Source organism: Sporofaciens sp. St.21A7 (genome assembly GCF_059728535.1).
Genome location: NZ_BAAGFN010000002.1, coordinates 122,432 through 144,587, shown reverse-complemented (window position 1 = coordinate 144,587; position 22,156 = coordinate 122,432). Strand labels below are relative to the sequence as shown.

The 22,156-nt window shown below is 42.8% G+C and carries 26 protein-coding genes and 4 pseudogenes; 9 read left to right on the top strand and 21 right to left on the bottom strand.

From position 1 onward, the window contains the following. The first annotated feature begins 88 nt into the window (after nt 1–88). From AC6I3O_RS27210 to AC6I3O_RS27200, 3 genes are read left to right on the top strand one after another with little or no spacing between them, the layout of a single operon-like run. Complete coding sequence (locus AC6I3O_RS27210; protein WP_497853876.1) at nt 89–1,357, top strand: DDE-type integrase/transposase/recombinase; 1,269 nt, start codon at nt 89–91, stop codon at nt 1,355–1,357. Then, a complete protein-coding gene (locus AC6I3O_RS27205; RefSeq protein ID WP_497850223.1) occupies nt 1,357–2,163 on the top strand; it encodes an ExeA family protein in 807 nt (268 codons plus the stop codon). The genes AC6I3O_RS27210 and AC6I3O_RS27205 overlap by 1 nt, the downstream gene beginning before the upstream one ends. 12 nt (nt 2,164–2,175) lie before the next feature. Then, nucleotides 2,176–2,499, top strand: a complete 324-nt coding sequence (locus tag AC6I3O_RS27200) for a DUF6618 family protein (RefSeq protein ID WP_302134599.1) — start codon at nt 2,176–2,178, stop codon at nt 2,497–2,499. Between the two features lie 187 nt (nt 2,500–2,686). On the opposite strand, the pseudogene AC6I3O_RS27195 reads toward AC6I3O_RS27200, so the two are convergent. After that, nucleotides 2,687–2,983: pseudogene (locus AC6I3O_RS27195) on the bottom strand (MobA/MobL family protein); the annotation flags it as partial. 247 nt (nt 2,984–3,230) lie between these two features. Next, nucleotides 3,231–3,446, bottom strand: a complete 216-nt coding sequence (locus AC6I3O_RS27190) for a helix-turn-helix domain-containing protein (RefSeq protein ID WP_004612412.1) — start codon at nt 3,444–3,446, stop codon at nt 3,231–3,233. Nucleotides 3,447–3,572: 126 nt separating this feature from the next. Here AC6I3O_RS27190 and AC6I3O_RS27185 point away from each other — a divergent pair, with 126 nt between their 5' ends. After that, nucleotides 3,573–4,259, top strand: a complete 687-nt coding sequence (locus tag AC6I3O_RS27185) for a helix-turn-helix domain-containing protein (RefSeq protein WP_257465512.1) — start codon at nt 3,573–3,575, stop codon at nt 4,257–4,259. An 87-nt stretch (nt 4,260–4,346) separates the two neighbouring features. After that, nucleotides 4,347–5,645, top strand: coding sequence for a tyrosine-type recombinase/integrase (locus tag AC6I3O_RS27180; protein ID WP_497853873.1), 1,299 nt, complete (start codon nt 4,347–4,349; stop codon nt 5,643–5,645). Between the two features lie 400 nt (nt 5,646–6,045). Here the strand turns inward: AC6I3O_RS27180 and AC6I3O_RS27175 are convergent. Next, nucleotides 6,046–6,240: pseudogene (locus AC6I3O_RS27175) on the bottom strand (transposase); the annotation flags it as partial. A gap of 144 nt (nt 6,241–6,384) precedes the next feature. Between AC6I3O_RS27175 and AC6I3O_RS27170 the strand changes: the two are divergent. Together AC6I3O_RS27170 and AC6I3O_RS27165 are read left to right on the top strand one after the other, a co-directional pair. Next, nucleotides 6,385–7,941: an IS1634 family transposase gene (locus AC6I3O_RS27170; RefSeq protein WP_290451292.1), complete on the top strand. Its 1,557-nt coding sequence runs from the start codon at nt 6,385–6,387 to the stop codon at nt 7,939–7,941. A 27-nt stretch (nt 7,942–7,968) separates the two neighbouring features. After that, a complete protein-coding gene (locus AC6I3O_RS27165; RefSeq protein WP_004072069.1) occupies nt 7,969–8,472 on the top strand; it encodes a DUF6398 domain-containing protein in 504 nt (167 codons plus the stop codon). Nucleotides 8,473–8,526: 54 nt separating this feature from the next. Here AC6I3O_RS27165 and tnpA read toward each other — a convergent pair. The 3 genes and pseudogenes from tnpA to AC6I3O_RS27150 all read right to left on the bottom strand — a co-directional run. After that, a pseudogene (tnpA, locus tag AC6I3O_RS27160) lies at nt 8,527–8,772 on the bottom strand (IS200/IS605 family transposase); the annotation flags it as partial. Between the two features lie 478 nt (nt 8,773–9,250). Beyond that, nucleotides 9,251–10,000, bottom strand: a complete 750-nt coding sequence (locus AC6I3O_RS27155; RefSeq protein ID WP_497853871.1) for a CPBP family intramembrane glutamic endopeptidase — start codon at nt 9,998–10,000, stop codon at nt 9,251–9,253. A 61-nt stretch (nt 10,001–10,061) separates the two neighbouring features. After that, nucleotides 10,062–10,316 (bottom strand): GNAT family N-acetyltransferase, encoded by a 255-nt coding sequence (locus AC6I3O_RS27150; RefSeq protein WP_497854182.1) that lies wholly within the window; start codon nt 10,314–10,316, stop codon nt 10,062–10,064. Nucleotides 10,317–10,554: 238 nt separating this feature from the next. On the opposite strand from AC6I3O_RS27150, the gene AC6I3O_RS27145 reads away from it, so the two are divergent. Together AC6I3O_RS27145 and AC6I3O_RS27140 are read left to right on the top strand one after the other, a co-directional pair. Then, nucleotides 10,555–11,421 (top strand): tyrosine-type recombinase/integrase, encoded by an 867-nt coding sequence (locus tag AC6I3O_RS27145; protein WP_172551161.1) that lies wholly within the window; start codon nt 10,555–10,557, stop codon nt 11,419–11,421. A gap of 13 nt (nt 11,422–11,434) precedes the next feature. After that, nucleotides 11,435–11,938 (top strand): annotated as a pseudogene (locus AC6I3O_RS27140) (IS91 family transposase); the annotation flags it as partial. Between the two features lie 146 nt (nt 11,939–12,084). On the opposite strand, the gene AC6I3O_RS27135 reads toward AC6I3O_RS27140, so the two are convergent. From AC6I3O_RS27135 to AC6I3O_RS27065, 15 genes are all read right to left on the bottom strand, one after another. Continuing rightward, nucleotides 12,085–12,495 carry a hypothetical protein gene (locus AC6I3O_RS27135; protein WP_497853869.1) on the bottom strand — a complete coding sequence of 137 codons (411 nt, stop codon included), beginning with the start codon at nt 12,493–12,495 and terminating at the stop codon, nt 12,085–12,087. Between the two features lie 139 nt (nt 12,496–12,634). Continuing rightward, nucleotides 12,635–13,498, bottom strand: coding sequence for a CPBP family intramembrane glutamic endopeptidase (locus AC6I3O_RS27130; RefSeq protein WP_497853866.1), 864 nt, complete (start codon nt 13,496–13,498; stop codon nt 12,635–12,637). 6 nt (nt 13,499–13,504) lie between these two features. Further along, the gene (locus AC6I3O_RS27125; protein WP_497853864.1) at nt 13,505–14,047 is read right to left on the bottom strand and encodes a GNAT family N-acetyltransferase; all 543 of its coding nucleotides are present in this window, start codon (nt 14,045–14,047) and stop codon (nt 13,505–13,507) included. A 217-nt stretch (nt 14,048–14,264) separates the two neighbouring features. After that, a complete protein-coding gene (locus AC6I3O_RS27120) occupies nt 14,265–14,777 on the bottom strand; it encodes a GNAT family N-acetyltransferase (protein ID WP_497853862.1) in 513 nt (170 codons plus the stop codon). Beyond that, the gene (locus tag AC6I3O_RS27115) at nt 14,770–15,831 is read right to left on the bottom strand and encodes a hypothetical protein (protein ID WP_497853860.1); all 1,062 of its coding nucleotides are present in this window, start codon (nt 15,829–15,831) and stop codon (nt 14,770–14,772) included. Before AC6I3O_RS27115 ends, AC6I3O_RS27120 begins: the two co-directional genes overlap by 8 nt. Nucleotides 15,832–15,892: 61 nt before the next feature. Beyond that, nucleotides 15,893–16,096: a GNAT family N-acetyltransferase gene (locus AC6I3O_RS27110; RefSeq protein ID WP_497853858.1), complete on the bottom strand. Its 204-nt coding sequence runs from the start codon at nt 16,094–16,096 to the stop codon at nt 15,893–15,895. 132 nt (nt 16,097–16,228) lie between these two features. Beyond that, complete coding sequence (locus tag AC6I3O_RS27105) at nt 16,229–16,366, bottom strand: DUF6019 family protein (protein WP_497853856.1); 138 nt, start codon at nt 16,364–16,366, stop codon at nt 16,229–16,231. Between the two features lie 20 nt (nt 16,367–16,386). Continuing rightward, entirely contained in the window at nt 16,387–16,872 is a 486-nt protein-coding gene (locus AC6I3O_RS27100; protein ID WP_497853854.1) for a GNAT family N-acetyltransferase, read from the bottom strand. A gap of 33 nt (nt 16,873–16,905) precedes the next feature. Continuing rightward, on the bottom strand, nt 16,906–17,775 hold the full coding sequence (locus AC6I3O_RS27095) for a hypothetical protein (RefSeq protein ID WP_497853852.1): 870 nt from the start codon (nt 17,773–17,775) through the stop codon (nt 16,906–16,908). A gap of 44 nt (nt 17,776–17,819) precedes the next feature. After that, complete coding sequence (locus AC6I3O_RS27090; RefSeq protein WP_334638727.1) at nt 17,820–18,026, bottom strand: hypothetical protein; 207 nt, start codon at nt 18,024–18,026, stop codon at nt 17,820–17,822. Beyond that, complete coding sequence (locus AC6I3O_RS27085; protein ID WP_016220955.1) at nt 18,019–18,438, bottom strand: DUF6608 family protein; 420 nt, start codon at nt 18,436–18,438, stop codon at nt 18,019–18,021. The genes AC6I3O_RS27090 and AC6I3O_RS27085 overlap by 8 nt, the downstream gene beginning before the upstream one ends. Further along, complete coding sequence (locus tag AC6I3O_RS27080; RefSeq protein ID WP_497853849.1) at nt 18,435–19,478, bottom strand: glycosyltransferase family A protein; 1,044 nt, start codon at nt 19,476–19,478, stop codon at nt 18,435–18,437. Before AC6I3O_RS27080 ends, AC6I3O_RS27085 begins: the two co-directional genes overlap by 4 nt. A gap of 34 nt (nt 19,479–19,512) precedes the next feature. Next, a complete protein-coding gene (locus AC6I3O_RS27075) occupies nt 19,513–20,013 on the bottom strand; it encodes a hypothetical protein (protein WP_497853846.1) in 501 nt (166 codons plus the stop codon). Between the two features lie 101 nt (nt 20,014–20,114). Beyond that, on the bottom strand, nt 20,115–20,690 hold the full coding sequence (locus AC6I3O_RS27070) for a hypothetical protein (RefSeq protein ID WP_286082392.1): 576 nt from the start codon (nt 20,688–20,690) through the stop codon (nt 20,115–20,117). A 99-nt stretch (nt 20,691–20,789) separates the two neighbouring features. After that, nucleotides 20,790–22,106, bottom strand: a complete 1,317-nt coding sequence (locus AC6I3O_RS27065; protein WP_497853843.1) for a sensor histidine kinase — start codon at nt 22,104–22,106, stop codon at nt 20,790–20,792. Between the last annotated feature and the right edge of the window lie 50 nt (nt 22,107–22,156).

The following is a 22,156-nucleotide window of genomic DNA, read 5'->3' as shown; positions in this document are numbered from 1 at the left end:
CTTTTTCCGTCGGCCACACGCCACGGGTATGGCTTCCCTCCCTTCTCTCCTGCATAATGGTGGAAAACCACCTAAGGAGGACATTTTTATGGACAACAATCCCAAAAACCTTTCGGACGCAGCCGCCATGGCACAGTTCCGCCTCGCTCTCATAGCGCCGGTCATCCATGGCCTTTATCCGGATGCGTCCAGGAACGCTTACTACCAGCGTATCACCGAAAAACCGCTCACCCTGCCTGACGGCTCGGTATTCCAGTACAGCCCAAAGACCCTCAGCAAATGGGTGTCCCTCTACCAGAACGGCGGCATCGACGCCCTCTTGCCGCAGGAGCGTTCCGATAAGGGCTCCACCCGGGTTCTCCCAGACACGGCCATTGAGGAGATCTACCGCCTCAAGGAGGCCTTCCCACGGCTGAACTCTACACAGATCCACCGGCACCTCGTTGAAGAAGCCTTCATCCCTGCCACAGTCAGCGTCTGCGCCGTCCAGCGCTTCGTCAAGAAACATGACCTGAAATCGGCACGCAACCCCGGCATGCGGGACAGGAAGGCATTTGAAGAAGACGCCTTTGGGAAGATGTGGCAGGCCGATACCTGTTACCTGCCTTATATCACGGAGCACGGCCAGCGCAGGAGAGTCTACTGCATCATGATTATTGATGACCATTCCCGTTTTCTGGTGGGCGGCGGCCTCTTCTATAACGATAATGCCTATAACTTCCAGAAGGTGTTGAAGGACGCTGTGGCAGCCCATGGAATCCCGGCAAAGCTCTATGTCGATAATGGCTGCAGTTACTCGAATGAGCAGCTTTCCCTCATCTGCGGCTCCATCGGCACCGTACTTTTACACACAAAAATTCGTGATGGTGCTTCCAAAGCCAAAATAGAACGCCAGTTCAGAACGCTCAAGGAGACTTGGCTCTATACGCTGGATCTGGATTCCATCACCACGCTGGCACAGTTCAACAGGCTGCTTAAGGACTATATGCGCACCTACAACACATCTGTCCATTCCGGCATCGGCACAACGCCCATGGACCGCTACCAGCAGACACGCTCCTCCATCCGGAACCCTAAGTCCAGGGAGTGGCTGGAGGAATGTTTCCTGAACCGCATCACCAGGAAGGTGAACAAGGACTCTACCGTCTCCATCGACAAGGTGTCCTATGACGTTCCCATGCAGTTCATTTCTTCAAAAGTGGAGATCCGCTTCCTGCCAGACGACATGTCCAGTGCCTTCATCCTTTATGAGGGGGAACATTATCCCATCCGGCCTACGGATAAAAACGAGAACTGCAGGACGAAACGCAATAACACGCCGTCCATCGATTATTCAAGGATCGGGGGTGAGAGCTGATGTTCCGTTCCTACTATGGGCTTTCCTTCAATCCCTTTGACAAACAGAACGCAAGAGAAAAGGACCGGTTCCTCTCAAAGGACATCTCGGAAATGACGTCCCGGCTGGACTACCTCAAGGACACAAGGGGAATCGGGCTGTTCACCGCACGCCCCGGCATGGGCAAGTCCTTCGCACTGCGCTGCTTCGCAAAGTGCCTCAACCCCAACCTCTACCATATGGAGTACATCTGCCTCTCCACGGTCAGCGTCATGGAGTTCTACCGCCAGCTCTGCTCTGTCCTGGGGGTAGAGCCAAGGGGCGGCAAGCCTGGGATGTTCCGCGCCGTACAGGAGCAGATACTCTACCTCTACAAGGACAAGAAGCAGCCCCTCCTCCTGGCAGTCGATGAGGCACAATACCTCTCCACCGGCATCCTGGAGGATATCAAGATGCTCATGAACTACGGGTATGACTCCCTGAACTGCTTCACGCTCATCCTCTGTGGGGAGCCCCACCTGAACAGCACCCTGAAAAAGCCCGTCCATGAGGCCCTGCGCCAGCGCATCACCGTACACTACAACTTTTCCGGTCTCTCAGACTCGGAAGTGGCGCAGTATATCCTCCACAAGATCGCCTGTGCCGGAGGCGCAGCCTCCATCATCGACCAGGCAGCGCTTTCTGCCGTCCACAGTCACTCCCAGGGGAGCCCCCGCCTGGTGGACAACCTGATGACCGACGCGCTGACTCTGGGGGCACAGATGGACAAGAAAGTGATCGATACGGATGTCATCCTGGCTTCTGTCAGCAGCCAGAATCTCGGATAGGAGGAATGGAACATGAATTATACCTGTATCCTGAAAAGCGGTTCCCGCAAGGAGACCTGGACGGGGCAGATCATCCTGCTGAGCACGGGGAACGGATGGTATGAAGCTGAGATCAATGGGCGGGGGACTTACTTCCACATCCTCGCCGGACGGCATAAATATGGGAACTACCTGTGCATCCCTAACCATGATGTAGGGTGCGAGCTCTCCGATTTCTCCGATATCTTTTGGAATGAAGAAAGGATCGGCTCCCTGATGCGGAAGGTGGATGCGGTGACTGTCGCCACCGGCCTGGTTCATCTTCCTGTTCTGGCCGACAGGCAGGGGAAAAACTAAATTTTTCATATGGGCCATGTGTCTCATGAGGGATCCATGGCCTTTTGCATTTCAGGCGCAAAACAATACCGACAACAACGTGCAGCATTTTTGACAGGATTGTGCATTTGCAGACAGCACTGCGCAGTCAATAGGATAAATGTCGGAAAAATAATTCGCTGTTTGCGTCTCCCTCAATTTGCCGTCCGACACCATACTGCCTGCGGAACTCCTCCGTAAAATCTTCAAGGACTTCCTGCGGCTCGTATCTTGTATATACTTCAGGTAGGGCGATAATCAATTCCCTTGCTTCGATACATTTGCCCTCTGTGCCGCTCCGCTTAAATTCCTGCTGGCTTTCCCTTGCAAGGTTCTTCCAAAATTCATTGTCGGCGGTACGGTAGGTGGCATAGAGATTTTCCTGCCTTGCGTGGCTTGTAATATAGGATATTCTTCCCTTGACATTTGGTAGCTTCGACATCTGTATAAATGAATGTCTTGCCATTTACTCCTTCCTCCCGTGACGGGCATACTCTTTTTGCAACCGATTGTTCGGTTGCCGCTGTTTCGGCGGCGTAAGCAGACGGACAGCGAAGAAAACAGAGGGCTGTTTTCTTCTGTATCATAGCGGCGGTGCTTTGTCCGAAGCTGTGATACAGTGCCCCCTGCAAGGGCGAAATACCCAGAGTACAAATCGAAGATTTGTGCGAGGGGTGTATTTCGCTCTCAAACGCCGAGGGCTTGGAGAATGCTTATTCTACTTTGCGGACATCATTTTCATTGAGCAGGTTTCTTCCCTGATTGACGCTCATAAATCGCTCTAAAGTATCCCTGCGGATAATCGCTTTTCTGCCGACCTTGAGGACAGGCAACTTGCCCCAGTCTACCAACTTACGCATTGTATTTCTTCCGATACCCGTACATTCTGCTGCTTCTTCTATGGTTAAACCCATTTTGATGTTGCTCATTTTATCAACCTCCTTTCAAAATACGCATTTTGCAACTTATTAAGAAATATTTTTGCCTATTATTAAATTTACAGTTGCAAAACAAGTTTTTCCATGCTATACTATCAGCAATAGGAGGTGAAAACCTTGAAAAAAGAAATTACATTCACCGCAAAACAGGTCGGTGAACGAGTAAAAGAACGCCGAACAGAATTAAACTTAACAATGCCCGAACTTGGCAAGCGTGTCGGGGTAAACAAGTCTACCATTCAAAGATATGAAGCGGACGGAGTAGACCCGAAACGCACAATGATTATCAACGGGCTGGCAGAAGCACTCCTGACCACTCCCGAATGGCTGACAGGACTTTCCGAAGATAAGGAATATGGCAGCCGCACTTTATGTGCAAGGGATATGGAGGAACATATCAAAAAATATCTTGATACGGTTTCTTCCGTGGTAAAGGGAGAACCGCACCAACAACTGCTCACGACATTCCTCGGAAAGATGATTGACCTCTATACGGTTATGGCTTATCACTTTGCAGACGCTATGGCTGAGGTTGACCGTGTAGCGGGGGACGAAGGCTTAAAGCAGTCCTTACGCCGCTATGCGATTGAGTCAGGGGCGATTATGGAAAGGGTTTACCGTAAAGAAATGGAACTTCCTATCGAGGATATGAAACAGTTTTTAGACGGGATTTTACATATCTACGATGAGGGACGCACCGCTGTAAAGATGGGCGACCTGTTCGGGATAGCGACAGCAGCCGAAGAAAGGGTTGCTGAAAAAGAAAAATTCCGTGGCTCTTTGACAAGTGAAAACGATGACTGACACTCATCGGCATAAGTAACCTTATTACTTTACGCACACCATATGTCACAGTCCCGATTGCCACGGATAGAAAGGGGAAATTTATCTATGGCAAAAGGTTCTGTAAGAAAAAAAGGTAAAAAGTGGTACGCACGCTTCTATATCGAAGATGAAAGCGGCAGAAAAGCACAGAAAGAGTTTGTGGGAACAGAAAGCAAGTCTGAAACAGAAGCCCTGCTCAGAAAGGCAATCGCTGACTATGAGGAAAAGAAATTCGTTGCGAAGTCTGAAAACATCACGGTTGGTATGCTGCTCGATCTGTGGGTGGAGGAAGAACTGAAACCCGGCAGTCTCAGCAATGGAACGGTAATGTCCTATCAGGGAACGGTCAACCGTATCAAACAGCACCCGATAGGAAACCGAAAGCTGAAAACCGTAACCGCCGACCATTTACAGGCGTATATAGACTTTCTCAGCTTTGGAGGCACAAATCCTGACGGCACAACCGCAAAGGCACTCAGCAAAGGGTATCTCCGATTGTTTTCGGCAGTTTTACAAGGGGCGTTCCGTTTTGCGGTATTCCCGAAAAGGCTGATAACCTTTAACCCGATGCAGTATGTGGTATGGCGGGGAAAGAAAGAAGAATATGAACTGTTCTCGGACGAGGATGGGGAAACTGCTTCCACACCAACGCTCAGCTACGAACAGTATCAGAGGTTAGAGGACTTCCTGAAAAAGAAAAACAACCCTGCACTCCTTCCTATACAGATAGCCTATTATACAGGCTTGCGTATTGGAGAGGTCTGCGGTCTGACTTGGCAGGACATCAACCTTGAAGAACAATATTTGACAGTACGCCGCAGTATGCGTTACAACGGGGCAAGGCACAAAACAGAAATAGGGGCAACAAAGCGTAAAAAAATCCGCACCGTAGACTTCTGCGATACGCTTGCCGCAATCCTGAAATCTGCGAAAACAGAACAGCACAAAAACCGTTTCCGATATGGGGGACTGTACAGCCTTAATTACTATTTGGAGGTCAAAGAAAAAGACCGCACCTATTATGAGGTTTACAGTCTGACGAGGCCGGAGGAAGTCCCAGAGGGGTACAAGGAATTATCCTTTGTCTGCCTTAGACCTGACGGGGCATTTGAAGCACCGAGTACGGTGGGGATTATGTGCAGGACAGCAAGAAAAAAGGTGGAGGGATTGGAGGATTTCCACTTCCATATGCTCAGGCACACTTATACAAGCAATCTGCTTTCAAACGGTGCAGCACCTAAAGATGTGCAGGAACTTCTCGGACACGCTGATGTCAGTACCACAATGAACATTTACGCTCACGCTACAAGGGAAGCGAAGCGTACTTCCGCAAGACTGCTGGATAAGGGAATCGGCGGAGAATAAAAAATTTCCCTTGTTTCGGCTCATAAGGGCAAAAACAAGGGAAAATACATAAGGTTTGAACATTTAATAGGCGATATGCCTTGAAAATACAGGGTTTATAGAGGATTGAATAGATAAACAGGAATTTACATTGTAATCTCATGACTTCGTCAAAGCCAATTTTCATTAAACGCCGCCGCCATAATTGCTATCAATAATATAATAAGCAGAACACAAATTATAAGGCTTAATAAGCAGACAATAAGTCCACTTGTCCATAACATGGGATACAGTTTTCTGCTTCTCCTCGTAACAATGGAAACAATCACGCCACTGAACCACTACCGGCTAAAGCCGGTAGGTTCGGTGTGCTGCTAAAGCAGCCTAAAGTTGTCTCTGCTCTTTGTTATTCCTTTTATCTTTAACTTATTTCAAAGTTGTCTGTTTTTAATTTCTCTTGTAAATCTTGATTTTTAATATACTCTTTGATAATTTCATCTGTTACATTTCCACTACTTGCCACAAAGTATCCTCTTGCCCACAAATGCCGTCCCCAGAATTGCTTGTTCAATTCTTTGTATTCCATCTGCAATTTTCGGGATGTTGTTCCCTTAATCCGTAACTTCCTTAGTTTAGGTATTACCCTCTTATTCCATATTCATAAAGGTATTATAGGATGCCGACAAGCATTGGATTTCCTTGCTTTTCGGTATTTTTTATGATATAATACCTATTAGGTATTATATCAGGAGATGAAGATATGAAGAGTAAACGAGCAAACTATCCGAAATGGGTAGAAGAATTCAGGGGAGAAGGTCGTGAAATTAAGAAAGTAGGCTCTTGCTATTATTTATATACTTTCAAAACAGTTTATGATCCGATGACTAAAAAACCAAAAAAAATATCTACGGGTTATCTTGGAAAGATTACCGAAGATTCCGGGTTGATCCCGGCAAAACATAGACAAAAAGCTACCCTTATGAAACCGTTGGAGCTTGGCAGGCCTCTTGAAGCCGGCGCTGTCGAGATGTTGGAGCTTTTAGGTTCGGATATTTTGGAAAACCTTCAGCTTTTTTACCGGGATGAACTTGCGGAAGCAATCTTTATTATAGGCAAAATACGGTTGATTGAACCAACTGCCTTAAAAAGAGTGGATTTCCTTTACTCGAATTCTTATGATACGGTACTTCATCCCCGCATAAGACTTGGAAAAAACGAGCTTACCGCTCTGCTTAGGGAAATTGGCAGAAACCGGCTGGCACAGGTGAATTTTATGAAACTTTATACGGTAGGCAGTGAATTCCTTCTTTTTGATGGAACACGCATTGTGTCTTATTCAGAGAATTTAAACCTTGCCCAGATTGGTTATAACCACTGCTCCATTCAGGATCCTCAAATGAACCTTCTGTATTGCTTTAGTCTGTGTCCGACTTTCGGGCCTGCTTATTTCAAAGTAAATGCCGGCGATAAACCAGATGTATCCGTCCTGAAAAATGCATTAGATGAATTTGGTATGATAAATTTTATAATGATTGCCGACAAGGGGTTTGGTTCGGATGAAAATTTTCGATATCTTCAGGACAATGGAATCTCTTATATCGTGCCGCTCAAAAGAAATGATTCCATGATAGACTATCAAAGTCTAAAGAAAGGAATCAGCCATATGGAAGGAATGTTCCAATATCATAACCGGACGATTTACTACTGCACTATGAAAAAATATAAAGCGGTCAAACAACGCGGACGGGTAAAGGCAGGAGCGGAACGCAAAATAACTGTTTTGCAAGATTTGGTCATAACATTTACGGATCTAGGGTTGAAGAACCAGGAAATCAAAGATTATAATGAACGTATTGAGCGTGGCTGCAAAGGATACACCTTTGTGGATTTTCAGGAAAAGGAAGTACGTATGGGCACACTGACACTTCGGACTGACATGGATTTGAAAGCGCAAAAACTTTATGAAACCTACAAAGAACGTGAATCCATAGAAGATGCAAATAAAGTCTATAAAGATGTTCTGGAAGATGATAAGTCCTATATGCAGGATTCGGATGCTTATAATGGATGGTTGTTTTTGAACCATATTTCCATGATGCTTTACTATCGTGTATTTAACTGTATTAAAGCAGCCGGCCTCACGTCTAGGTATTCTGTCAAAGACATAATGACATACCTTAAACGTTTTACTTACCAGAAAATCAACGGTGAAGAAATCCGGGAAATTCCAACAAAGGTCTCTATAGATAAACTGCGTAATATTTTTCCGGAAGAAATGAAAAGAATCGTTCCCGAAAAATCGAATAAAAAGAACTAATACTTCTAACAGAGAAGGAGACTAAAGATGAATGTTCCAAAAGAAATGAGAGAAACCTATGAGAAAATTTCAAAGCTGTTGATTGAGTATAGTGAAAAATATCTGAATAAAGAATATGAAGAATTGTGCCTTCATGCACTTGAAAAGTTATGCCGTAAACGGCCGTCGCCATTAAAAAGTGGCAGGAGTACTACCTGGGCTGCAGGGATTGTCTATGCAATTGGGAGTAATAATTTTATATTTGATAAAAACCAACCAATCCATATGACAGCGAAAGATCTGGCAGCCCCATTCGAGGTTGCTGCATCTACAGCATCTTCTAAGGCAGCCCAGATTAAGAAAATGTTGAAAATTGACTATTTTCACGCTGAATGGTGTCTTCCATCAGAAGCTGCCAGTAATCCTATGTTATGGATGGTTTCCATAGATGGATTGGTATTTGATGCCAGAATGCTTCCAGTAGAAATACAGGAGATATGTTATGAAAAAGGACTGATTCCATTTGTTCCCGCATATAAAAAAGAGCCATAGCTAATTCTTATGTAATTTCTTGACTCTATAATACCTAAGTTTAGGAAGTTACGGCTTAATATATTGTACCAGCTTACTTGCTGATAGATGCGGCGGTGCTGATACCAGCATATGGATGTGATCACTTCCTACATGCCCTGCCAGGATTTCTACCTCGTTCTTTTCGCATATGATTCGGATTAATTCTCTTGTCCGTACCGCTATCTTTCCTGTTATCACCGGTTTTCTATATTTTGTTATCCAAACCAGATGGTACTTAATATCATACGTGCAATGTGACGATTTTCTATAATTCTCCATATTCTTCACCTCACGTTTAGTATTTCTATTTTTACTTTTTTCTAAACTTGAGGTTATGGGGTTGACCTAAAGGTTTCGCCTTAAGGCGAGGGTTTTAACTCCATTATACAGACAATAAAGGAGAATATCGGTCCTACACATATAACGTCGATATATGAGTAGGGTGCATGGTTTGCACTGTAATAATAAAGCGCAAACGTGCAAAAAGAGGAAATTCCCAGTATAAGCGGTAACACCATCAATTTTTTGCTTGCTTTTTATCCTTCATTATTTCTTGCTATCCTCCAAATCCCGATTTCTCCACGAGTGCGTTTTATTTGCTATTTTTAACCCATGTGCCGACTTCCGATGATTTTATCATGCCAAGATGTTTGTAGAAATCCTAATTCAAAAGCACGATTGCCCTTTTTGCACCTTATATAGCCCTCCAATCAGCACCATTTTCTTTTTCATATGCAGCTCCCTGACAAGTAGGAAGTTACCAAGTGAATAATTTTTTGTCTGATTTTTTATACAATAGAGTACCAACAAAAATTATGATAGCTAATACAACAATGTTATATTGTATTGGCGCTAAATAACAGATATTAAAAGCTGCGTGCATAATGGCAATCAGCAATATATTTCTGCATTGATAATAGGTTATTCCCAAAACAACGGAAACAAGTAATGTCCATATGCAAAAACAAACAATTTGTTCCATGCCCAATGCATTTCTGATGATCCACATTGGTATATGCCACACTGCCCAAACGGTGCCAACAAAAAGAACACTTTTGATTTTCTTAAAAGGAAGTCGTTCCAACAAAAATCCTCTCCATGCTATTTCTTCAACAAACGCAGTTATCAGCAGGTATATACAGCTTGTTAACAGGGATATTACTGTCGAATATGTATTTTTAAATACGCCAGTTTTCATAATGAACGAATAGCAATAAGAACCAAATATACCTGCAGCCATACATATAACCCCTATTAAAATATATTTGATTGTTATTTTCCCTGAAAACATCCGCATAAAGTACACCTTGATGTTCTGCTCGCAAATCAGCAAAAAAATAGCAGCTATAGCGGGAATACACACATATAAGTATTTTAAGTACAATAATATATCAGGAATAGTAATCCCGTTCTGTCCTAACAATGTAGGTGCATAGCATATAAACGATAAAACATATACCACAGAAACCCATAACGTAAGTTTCAACTTATTTGTATATCTCGCCATCACAATTTCTCCTTGCAGTGCGAAAATCTTACAGAAATTTCGATTTCTCCACGAATGCGTTTTATTTGCTATTTCTAACCCATGTGCCGACTTCCGATGATTTTATCATGCCAAGACGTTTGTAGAAATCCTGATCCGAAAGCACGATTGCCCTTTTTGCACCTTGTTCTTTTGCGCGGTTTGCAGCTTCATAGACAACTGCCCTGCCAAGACCTTTTCCCCTATGTTCGGGAACTGTCGCGACAGGCTCTATATATGCTGTATTTCCGCCATTGTACCAAACCGCTAGTGCGGTGGCTAGCCCTAGGTACGTGATTCCACTACTTTTTCAAAATTTTTTCGTTTTCTCAAAATAAAAGTAGCAGTTTTTTGGTTTATGTTGTATTGTTGAGTTACCACACACAACTGCAAACATAACCCCAAAAACTGCTATGTTTATATTATCATGGATTTTCAAACTCAACAACTCTATATTTCATTTTTTTGCCCGCCCGCCACCTCTTTTGTGATTTTTCCTGTTCACTCTATCAAAATCACACCGTGGAGGTTCCATTATGGACAATTATTTAGATTCTTTCAGGGAAATGATCTCCCTTCGCGGCCTTACCGCCCACACACTTAAAAATTACTGCACTTATATCCGTGCCTACCTTGATTATCTCTCCAGCGTACTCCGCAAGCTTCCGGAGGATGTTTCCTGGGATGAACTCCGTGTTTATATCCGCTGGCTAAAGCGTTCCAGAAATCTTTCTGACCGCACGGTCAACTGTGCCATTTCACAGTTGCGTTTTTTTACCCTTTATGTCCTTCATAAGCCATGGGACGATACCCAGCTTCCCATGCGTAAGTTTGATGAATACCTCCCCTTTGTCCCTTCCAAAGAGGAAGTTTCCATCCTGATCGACGCCATGCCCGACCTCAAGCAGAAGGCTATGGTCTCCCTCATGTATTCCTCCGGTCTGCGCATCGGCGAAGTCTGCCATTTACGGTATGAGGACATTGAACGCAAAAATATGCGTATCCATATCCGTCACGGAAAGAATCGTTCCGACCGTTATGCCATCCTTTCTAAAAGGGCTCTGGATATCCTCACTTCCTACTGGTTTGCCTTTGGCAGGCCAAGAGGCTGGCTTTTCCCAAAGCAGACCTGCCCGGATAAACCCATTGATACATTTTACCTTTCCCGGCATATCCATGCTGTAGAGCGCTCACTCGGCTGGGAAGAACGGATCACCTGCCATTCCCTGCGCCACGCCTTTGGCACCCATCTGTATGAGGACGGTACAGACCTGCTTACCATAAAAGCCCTGCTCGGACATAAATCTTTAAATTCCACTACGATTTATGTCCACCTGGCTTCTAACGGTACACATACTGCCATAAGCCCCTTTGACCGGATGGAAGGTGTTTCCCATGAGTAATTCCCAAATCCAGCTGCGCAGTTCCTATGAATGGGCCACATTCCGCAATTCCCTTTACGAAAAGGACTGGTGCCCATACATTAAGGAAACCTTTAACAGATTTGGCAATGCCCTGGAATATCTTGGACGATATACCCATAAGATTGCCATTTCAAACAGCCGTATCCTGGATGTGGATGAACAGGAAACCACTTTTTCTGCCAGAGGAAAAAGGCCCGGCAATCCGCGTAGGACTATCACCCTGGAAAACACGGAATTCATCCGGCGTTACCTGATGCATGTGCTCCCTCCCGGTTTTCAGAAGATCCGCTATTACGGCTTTTTAAATAACCGGTATAAAAGCAAGAACCTGAAACTGATCTTCAAAATCCAGGGAGGACAGCGGTTTAAAGAAAGGTATGCCGGACTATCTATAGGAGAGCTGCTGGCTGTGGTCTGGAAGATTGATATACGCATTTGTCCGGAATGCGGGCGCCACAGGATGCAACAGGCCGGAAGGACATATGGTTCATCCTGATACAAACTTTTTCTTACTGAATAAATTTTTTAAAAGCCTCCGCAAGAAGGCTTGCGAAGCATGCCTTTTTACCGGATATATTTGTAAATCTACACAAAAAACAGATGCTTATGCCAGGAAGTACCTGCAAAATCTGTGCAGTTTCACTAACTGTGAAAAATACTTCCTCCATACACATATTGGCTAAAGGTCCGCAGTCTGGTACAATCGGAAAGAATCACATTCAGGGCAGTTTTATCTTTTGTATAAAGCTGCTCTTTTCGTCTGCCCTGAATCTGATACTTTCCTAAAGAATTGTACCACACTCCACAATGAGCAGCATATTCTCCATCCTTAATTGCAAAAACCTTGATGTATTCTGGGATTTCGAGATGTTTCCCGGCTTTTGCTACCTCCTCGCCCAGTTCTTGCGCAATCTCCTCATGGTTAAAACCACGATATATTACCAATCGCCATTGCCAGGTATCAATTTTTGAATCCGGAGCATTAAAACGATATCCTTGCAGCAATTGGAAAGAAAGATTACGCGATAAGTCTATTTTCAGAACACTCTGCAAATCCTGGTTTTCAAATCACATACCCCAATCAAAACGCCCCCAATGGAAATGCTCGTTATAGCCGTTATCTGCAACTATTTGAAGAAATTTACTGATTTCTTCGTACTGTCTGTTAAATCGTATGCTATCTTTGTAATTTTCAATTAAATACATTTCTATTCACCCTCTTTTTCCTGCTCTTGTAAACATAAATTGCCAGTACAAAAGCAAAGGAAATTATTTGTGCAGCCATAATCCGGACAATTTGTAATTCGTCTGCACCATTTAGAGAAATGACATGCAGCATATTTGTAGCAACGGTATTATTGAATAAATGGTCGCCAAGCCCCGTCCATATATTTCCTGTCATATGGTAAAGAAGTCCCCATTTCATTCCCATAATTCCGGCAAGGATTATATACCCGATACCCATCAGAACCATTGCCGCAAATGACATTTCATCATCCATACAGCTTCTGACCGGCATTACAATGTGCCAGACTCCGAATAAAAATGCCGCAATAAAATTCGCCTGCATAAATGATTTCGATTCAGAAAATATTTTAATGAACAGTCCTCGAAAAATGCCTTCCTCCATCCATACATTGAGCACATTGAATACTACACATAACAGAAAGAAAACAAAATCCGTATTTTTTATCCCGGAACCCGTTAAAGAAAAACTGCTGATATATATTTCTAAATGTGCAGGGTTTCCTTGCAGTGCTAAAATTGTTAATTCCAACCAATATGAAATAGCAAAGCAAACGCTTCCCAATAACAAACCTTTCAAAATACTGCTTACAAAACCGTTTCTTTGAAATCCAATATCACTCCATGTAAGATTTACCCTTTTCAATACCAATGCTAATATGATAATTCCAACTGCTTTATGAAGCACATTTTCTCCAATAGCCGTCCTGTCTGTCTCAATCAGAAAATATTCTACAAACCTTGCAGCTAAACAAAGCGTAAATATTGCGACGCACAAACTATCTGATTTATATTTTGTATTTCTTCCCATTCCAAATCATTTCCCTCCTGTACTGCATGATTTTCCTGCTTTATCCAATTCATATAAAAACGTACTGATTAAAATTGGATTACCATTTTTATCATTTTTATATGATTGATTATCAAGCCTTCTTATACGTTGAAATCCCAGTCTTTCTAATAGTTTCCATGATGAAACATTCCGCACATCACAATCTCCATAAATTGTACTGATACCCACTGATTCAAATAGATAATGAACAAGCGCATTGCCTGCCTCTGTTGCATAACCCTGTCCGCAATATTCAGGATTATAATCATAATCCATACAATAATGTCCTTCTTCATCTATCCAATAGCCAATGCTTCCTATAACATGCTGTTTTGATTTTAATTCGGCAACAAGACGGTTATCCATATCCTGCCACTCAGTAATTATGTTTTTTACCTGTTCTCCTGACATTGGATAAAAATCTTCGAATTTGCTGACTTCTTCATCAGAAAAATATTTTATAATATCCTCAAAATCTGTCACTCTATAATTTCTCAGAAGTAATCTGCTGGTTTCTATAGTTATCATCTAAACGCTCTCCTTAAAACGAGAATTTTATAAAATAAGCATTGATTGACCTATATTGTACAAAAGGTGCAATACAATAGCTCCCCATAAACAATTTGTTTTCTTATATACAAAATCACATACAAAATGTAATATTATTAAGCATATCACATGATATAATGATAAGTTGCTCAAGGAAAAACCACCTACAACCTATTTTCTCCTCCATAAATCCGATTTACAGGGCAATTCTATAAATATCCGCCTGTTCCCCATCCAGTTCAAAGCTGCGCTCAAAAACTCCGCCGTTCTTAATGATCGTCTTCACTGAGGGTTCATTCATCTTTTCCACGGAAAGATGCAGTTCGTTCATCCCTGCCCTTTTCGCAATATCTAATAATTGCCGCAGCATTTCCGTAGCATAGCCCTTTCGTCTTTCCGACGGACGAACGCTGTAGCCACAATTGCCCAGATCCTTTAGGAAGTCGTTGAGCGTATGCCTTAAATCAATGATTCCCACAATTCTGTCATTACCATCAACGGCAAAGAATGTGTCTGTTATCACCCAGTCCGGATTAACCGTTTCCTCTTTCGTATTTGCGTCTATGATTCTGCACCATTCTCTGTAATCATCCATTTTATCAAGCAATTCACTTCCATTAATTACGAATTCCCCGTTATCAAAAAATTCCTGTTTGAACTCCAATGCCTGTTTTTTCAGTGCTTCTGTTGGTCTGACCAGTCTAATCATTTTTGTCCTCCTTAAAATACCGTTTTTCGTAATCCTCCACAAATTCTGTCATACTCTCAAAATGCTTTGGACAAATTCCCACTTTTTCATATTCTGCAAGATACTTATTCAGAGCCTGATCGAAGACATCCACATTCTCCTCCAGATTTTTGGGGCTAAATTTATCCATAATTTCAAAATCATCTACTGCGATACATTCTGCAATCTCATAGAACATCCACTGTAAAGACAGTAAATTCATAAAGGAAGAACACACATCGTCTCTGCCTGCTGCCTCGGTCATTTTGTTTTTCCAGTTAGAATACATTTCCTCATATGTTCCTCGCAGATTTTCTGCTGAAGGAAGTTTCTTTTTCTTCGGAACCTGCAGATACCCGTCTGTCAAAATGAAAACTTCCGTCAGTCTTTCCCGTATCTTTTCCACCGTCTCTGCCTGAATGACAGCAAGAATCCCAGTTTCAAGGTCAAAAGGAAGTTTAAGCTGTTTAAGCTCATCCAGAGCCCTTTTCGTTCCTTTTCTGAAATACTGGCCATTATACAACATTACAGCATTTTCTATAAACTCAATAGCCGCTCCTGCACAGCTTCTTGCTTTTGATAAAGACTGTGCAAGACAGACCTCCGCAAACATCTTTTTTGCATCACTATATACCTGTTCAGCCTTCTCATACCGCCTGTCCGACGCAAGCAGCTCTGCCGCCTTTCTTCTGATCTCATCCAACCTTTCCAATGCACTTTTATCTTTGCAATAAACGATCCTCGAATCGAACAGCTTAGACAAATGTGCGTGGCTGCACTGCGCATCTTCTTCAAGCATATCCCAACTGGTACAGTAAAGGTCATACCCTATATCAACATCATCTATAATAAATCCATCAGCCAGAACCTGTCCGTTTTCGTCATTGATCAGAATCATCAAATCAAGATCGGATTTTTCGTACTTATCTCCGGTAATGACCGAGCCATACACACCAATCATTGCCAGGGAATCAGGGCACAAAGCATCTGCCTTTTTTATGATAATGTCTATCATTTTTTCATTTATGTCATTCATTCCATACCCTCCAATATAAATCTCAGTTTTTGATTTAGGCAGAACAGGACACTACATTTTTCTATTGCACTGTAAATTCAGTCCATTCCATATGATTATATTGCATTACATCATTTGCCTTTTTCATACCAAGTTTCTCATAAAACGGGATGGCATTTTCATTTGCTGTCAAATATACCGCTATATCTTTTTCGCCACCTGCTTTATCGTGTGCGACCTTCATAAGCTGCCTTCCAATACCAATTCTGATTTTCCAGTATGTCAACTGGATTTTAGTGTTCTCTTTCTATTGAGACATGGAATAAATACATGTCCCACTGAAACCATTACAAATGGCATAATTAAATTTACCGTCAGTAAAGAATACAATTTAAACCTCCACTAATATTCCTTATGTTTACTTCTTTTGTTCCAAATCAATGATTGTCTTATCCGCTTTTAAAGCCTCCTGTGCTTTCTTTTTTTCTATCTCTTTATAGGCTTCCAACATTCCATTTTTGACCGCCCATTTAACCACAAAATATAAAGCAATCAAAACAATAAAGGTTCCTTATTTTATTCATCAATCTCAATCATCCGTTTATATACACCCGAAGATTTTTCGTCAATCATAATTGCGTCTACACATTTTTTATAAAAATCAACAGCGGATTTTGCAGGCCATCCTATAATAGCATAAGCATAGCCAAGCTCCTGCATGGATTCCAGAGACTTCAGCAGCAGGGCTTTCCCTATTCCCTTTCTTCTTTCACTTTTCACCACAGCCATAGGACCGAAAAAAATCCTGGCTGTCGCCTCATAACATGCGAAACCGATGATTTCCTTTTCCCTTGTTGCAATATAACAGGTAATGGGATTATTAGAAAAAGCGTCCTTAACTTCATCTGAATAATCATCTTTTGCACATGTCCTGGAGAAAGCAATGATCCTGCTCCTGTCAGGCGCTAATGCTTTTTTGATTCTGATACCACTCTTGAATAAATTTTCTTCTATGTCGTGCGAATGAGGTATATTATATAATTTAACAAGCATATCTGCCATATGATTACCTCCCAAAAAATATTGGTTTGCTGTCTATTGTGCCATATACGCATAAAGTGTAATCCATTTATTCTCTTCGCCAACTTTTCCTGCTTTAAATGCCGGGACACTTTTTGATGCAGTTAACAGGTATCTCCCATTATCCAGCCTGTGCCGGTTCAACACCTCATATCCGGCCTGCATCGCTTCAGATTCCCCTGGACACCCTAACACTCTTAATGCATATACAATATTCTGAACGCCGACTTTAATTGGATCTGACGGATAAAATGTCTCCAGCATCACATCCACCATCGGCGCCTCAATGTTATCCGTCCGGTAAAAAATATTCCTTTTGGTGAAATAATGTACTAACGCGCTCTCACACTCACATTCAATCCCTAAAAGATGAAGTTCTGCAACAAGCAGAAGATACTCAACCGTCAGCCTGGCACAGCTTTTATGTGGTTTCTTTGGGTCATTGATTTTCTTATTACTGCTGATACAGCCAAACCCGCCGTCTTCTTTGATCCTACCAAGCATACATCCTATCTCCTCTTTCACGATATCCACCTGGTAATATCCCAGTTTCACAAGGTTCCTTAATAAATAAGGCTCGCCGCATAACATTTTAAATCCCGTGCTTTGGATCAGCGAAAACACTTCTTCGTCGATATCACTTCCGATATCAGCTCTGGTTAATCCCCATTCGGCAAATGCCATAATTGCGTCAAATTTCGCCCAGGGTTTCTCCTTTTCTAATTTCTTTAATGCCCGCTCATATACTTTGCTTTGAAGTAATTTATTTTTACATTCGATGACTTTTGTATCATCATCACTTAGTTTCAGATACTCCTTTAATGTCCGGATCCTGACTTCAGGAGTGTCCTCTTCTAACAGCCATTCTAAAATTTTTTCATCCATTTTTACTCCCTTTGTAAAGTTATTTATTCACAATTTTTAAACGGTCAGTCAATCTTATGAAAGAGTACCGTCTGTTCTTTCATGGATATTTTCCCAACCTGCCACCCATATTCCGCAAGCTCTTTCTTATATTTCAAAAAAGAGTGGTCAATCGGTATCCCCGCAATATTCTGAATCTCCTCAAAGGTCAGCCGGAAAGATTCCTTTCCGCTTTTCTGCACATATTCCCATAATGCGTTGTATTTACTCATCACTTTTCACCTTTCCTTTCTGCCATTTCTTTTTCCTATAAACAAGAGTGACGGTATTGATGATACATAACAGCACAAAAAGACTCGTAAAATTAATCCAGATATCCCTGTATGCTGTTTTCGCCAAAGGCTCCCGCAGTCCGGTAGACCAGACATATGCAAACGCCAGCAACAGGGATGGAATATACGCGGTTACATATCTGAGAATCAAGGGTTTAACAGGCAGCTTCGTACACAACTCAAATGCCGCTACCCCTATCAGAAGGATCATAGCCCTGTCTAATTCGTGCCAGTTACCGCTTGGATCTTCATAAATACCGTCACAAAGATACAAAATGCTGCTTAACAATGTGATTCCTGTATATATAATCGAATAAATCGATACGATGCGGATCCATTTTTTCTTATTCATTTCTCTTCTCCAATCGAAGCAATCCGAACGGCCGAAGCCATTCCTCCGTCACCATATGTCGGACTTTCCAAAAACTCCTTTGACAACCGGCTTATTTCCTGATGACTTCTTATTGCGTGAGTTACTTCATTTTCCCAATGATATAACCTTAAATTTGATATGGTCTCTATTCCCAACAATGCATCTGCTAAATGGTCGTGATAGCTGCTAATATGCTTTTCAATCATAAAACGCATAATCTCCAGCCGTTTATCCATGCTTTTTATATTGGATGAAGCAGGAGCTGTACGATACTGGATCAGCGGCTTATCAACAATCCCAATCCATGCTTCCGGAGATGTTTCTATCATGCTTAAAAAGAAATCCCAGTCTTCAAAACCAGAACGCATGGATTCATCATATCCTCCACACTGTTCAAATATTTCCCGGCGGAGAATGTGTGTCGCCGGACAGCAATTGCGTGATAAAAATGAACTTATATTCCCTCCGGCAGGACAGACAATGGAATCCAAAATCCCAAATGTCTGCATCCGGGAGGAGGCAGCGACCATGGATGGATTGTCACGAAGCAATTGGCTTACATACTCCGTAAATTCAGGTTCCAGTTTATCATCCCCGTCTAATACTAATACCATTGGCGCCTGTGTTTTCTTTATACCGGTATTTCTCGCAGAGGATACTCCCCTGTTTTCTTGATAATGTATCATTACCGGAACCTGCAGATCAGCCTTTTTTTCCATATCTTTTAATATACGTATGGAATTCTCTTCTTTGGAGCCGTCATCAACAATGATTATTTTTTGGGGTAATAATGTTTGGGCGCATAAAGATTCAACGGCTTCAAGAATCATAGTTCCTTGATTAAAACTTGTTATGACCGCCTCAATGTCTGCTCCAAAACAATCTCTGTTCTTATCCATTTTTATTTTTCCTTCCAATTCCAATGTCCGGTCTGCCTCATATTCTTCACAAAAAATGCAATCCCCTACAAGCCTGTATACCAAAAGAATCCTAACTTCCCCGGCAGGTTTTGGAACCATATGGCAGTTCCTTCCTGCTGGGGATGGATTTCTTCTATGCAGAAATTGAAATATTCGTACCGGATTCGGGTCTTGCTTCTTCTCCTGTTTTCGTATAAATTACAGGCTCTGTCATAATAGCATCTGCTCCTTCTACAGGTGTGCTGCTGTCTGTACCAGCCTGAACCGAATCGGATCTCTCACCTGACACGGCCTTCCCGCTTTCGCTGATACTGACTGTATCCGTGTTGCCACTCCTGCTTTCCGCTATCCTCTTTTCCTGTTCCCCGCGTTCTTCCTTTTGTTTCCGGATCGCGTTTTCCTGCTCTGATTTCGCGTTTTCCCGCGCCTCTTTTGCCTCCTCTTTCATTCCTTTCTCAATCTTCTTCTGATAGTCCTCTGCTTTGTCTGCAGTCTCACCGACATACCCCATTGCCCGCGCCATGGTGGATGTATCGCCTCTCCTCTCTGCTTCTTCATAGACACGGAACGGCGTATTCATCATTTTCATATTCATACTTGCTCCTGCAAGGCCTTCCATTGTTTTCGCATGCATAATGATTCCTCCATCCAAATTTTTCCCGGCATAATCTTTTCAAAAATACTGGAAAACAGTATACATTTGCCACCATTTCCCGAAATTCATTCCTTGTGAAACTATTTCATCTGGGAAAATTCAGCATGCTGCTTCCTGTATGTATCATTGTCTTTCTGGCTTAACTCATTCTCTACCTGTGCCAGTTTTTTCTCCAACTCCCGGATTTTCTTCTCATCTCCAGAAGCTAACCGAATCTGCTGCTCAAACTGCTGCTTTTTCTCTTTCAGTTTCTTAATTTCTCTGTCAACCTTATCCGTATTCCCGACACATTTCTCCGCCGGCTTTCCCTGGCCGTTCCCGTCTACTTTCGACTTTTTGCCATCCTCATCTGCTTTCGGCTCTTCCTTGTTATCCGCACGGTTTGCCTTATCCGGATCATCAAAAAAGATTTTCCTGCTGCCGTCCTCATCCTGTCCGATCCGATACAGTCCGACAGGCTCTTTTTCTGATTTTTCACCACGAATGTAAACATCCTGCGGTTCGGACAGTCTGCCTGATCCTTTTTCCCCGGCCGCCTTCTTAGCTTCCTGTGCTTCTTTTGCTTTTTCCGCCCTTTCCGCAGCCTGCTTCTCCTTCACCTTCTCTGCATAATCAGTTCTGGATTGCGCGTAATTTCCACTAACCTGCATTGCCATAAGTATGTTCCTCCTTTAATCTGATATGATCGGGCAGCTATTTCTTACATTTATAAAAACAGCTTCCCTTTTCGTTTTTCGGCTGCAAAATGCGGGCGGTTAATCCATTTGCTGTGAGATGCATTCTGGATGCTGTGGAATGACAAGCAGCACCTGTAGGGCAAATACATCCTCCCTTGTCTCTATGCTAATGGCGCCGCTATATTTTTCAGCTACCGCCTTTATATTAGACAATCCCGTTCCCTTTTTCACCGCGCTTTTCCCCCGGAAGCTGTTCTCCACTTCCATCATGAGAAAATCTCCCTGCATACGCCCGGACACATGGATATACCCATCCATATTTTTACATGCCTGGATTGCATTATCCAACGCATTCGACAGGACAATGCAGATATCCATGTCTTTAAGGCCGCAGGGGTATGGCAGGAGAAGGGAACAGTTCACGCGGATTCCCATGCTTTCTGCAATCCCCAGTTTGTTTCCCATTAAGATATCCACTACAGGGTTATTGGTGCTGCAGGGAAATGACATTTTTTCGGCCATATGGTCCATATCCTCAATATAGCTTACAGCTTCTTTAAATTTCCCGCTCTCTAAAAGGTCTTTTATCACTGCGATATGGTTTCGGATATCATGGCGGAAGGACTTTGTCCTGTCATAGCGGGTCTTCGCTTCCTCCACATACTGGTTCAGGGTATGTTCCTCCTGCTCCAGCAGTGAAATTTTTGTGTTGAGACGGAAGTTTTGCTGCAGTTTCTTATAAGAGAACAGGATGCAGAACAGGCTTAAAAGCCCCAGAAGATGTATAACAAGCAGATGCCAGTGGCTGAACAGGTCTCCGGAAGGCCCGCCCTCCGCTAAAACTTCAAACTGACATTCAAATTCAACCGTATTGATATACTCACTCATAATAAATATCATCAGTATTGGAATGATAACCAGAAACATCTGCTGCATCTCCGCCGCAGAATAGCAGGAAAAATAACGATACACCATATAATAACAAAAACCGGACAGCGCCAATGAAGCCGCCTCACTGACCAGCATAACCGCAATACCGTCCATATCATGGAAAACCACAGGCATCCATGGGCGTAAAAGAGCCAGTATGGATTTCACAATTCCGTAACAGAGCAGCATGATTTCAACCGCCAGGGCCGCATACAGAATGGATGACTTAACATCCGCATGGCACACCAAAATCCCGCATGCCGTAAGCAGAAAGACAAGCGCAGCAAAGCCTGTGATCGTGCTGGCCGGGATAAAATCGCAGACAATCACCGCACAAACTGCAAACAGGAAGTAAAAAGGCAGCGATATTTTCTTTTTCAGAATTTTTCCCAGAAAATATAGTTGAAAAGTCATCTCAATGACACCCATGACATATACATTAAAAAAATCTAAATACTCAGCCATTTTACCTGCCCCCATATGTATAACTTCTGTATCCATTCCATACCTTCATA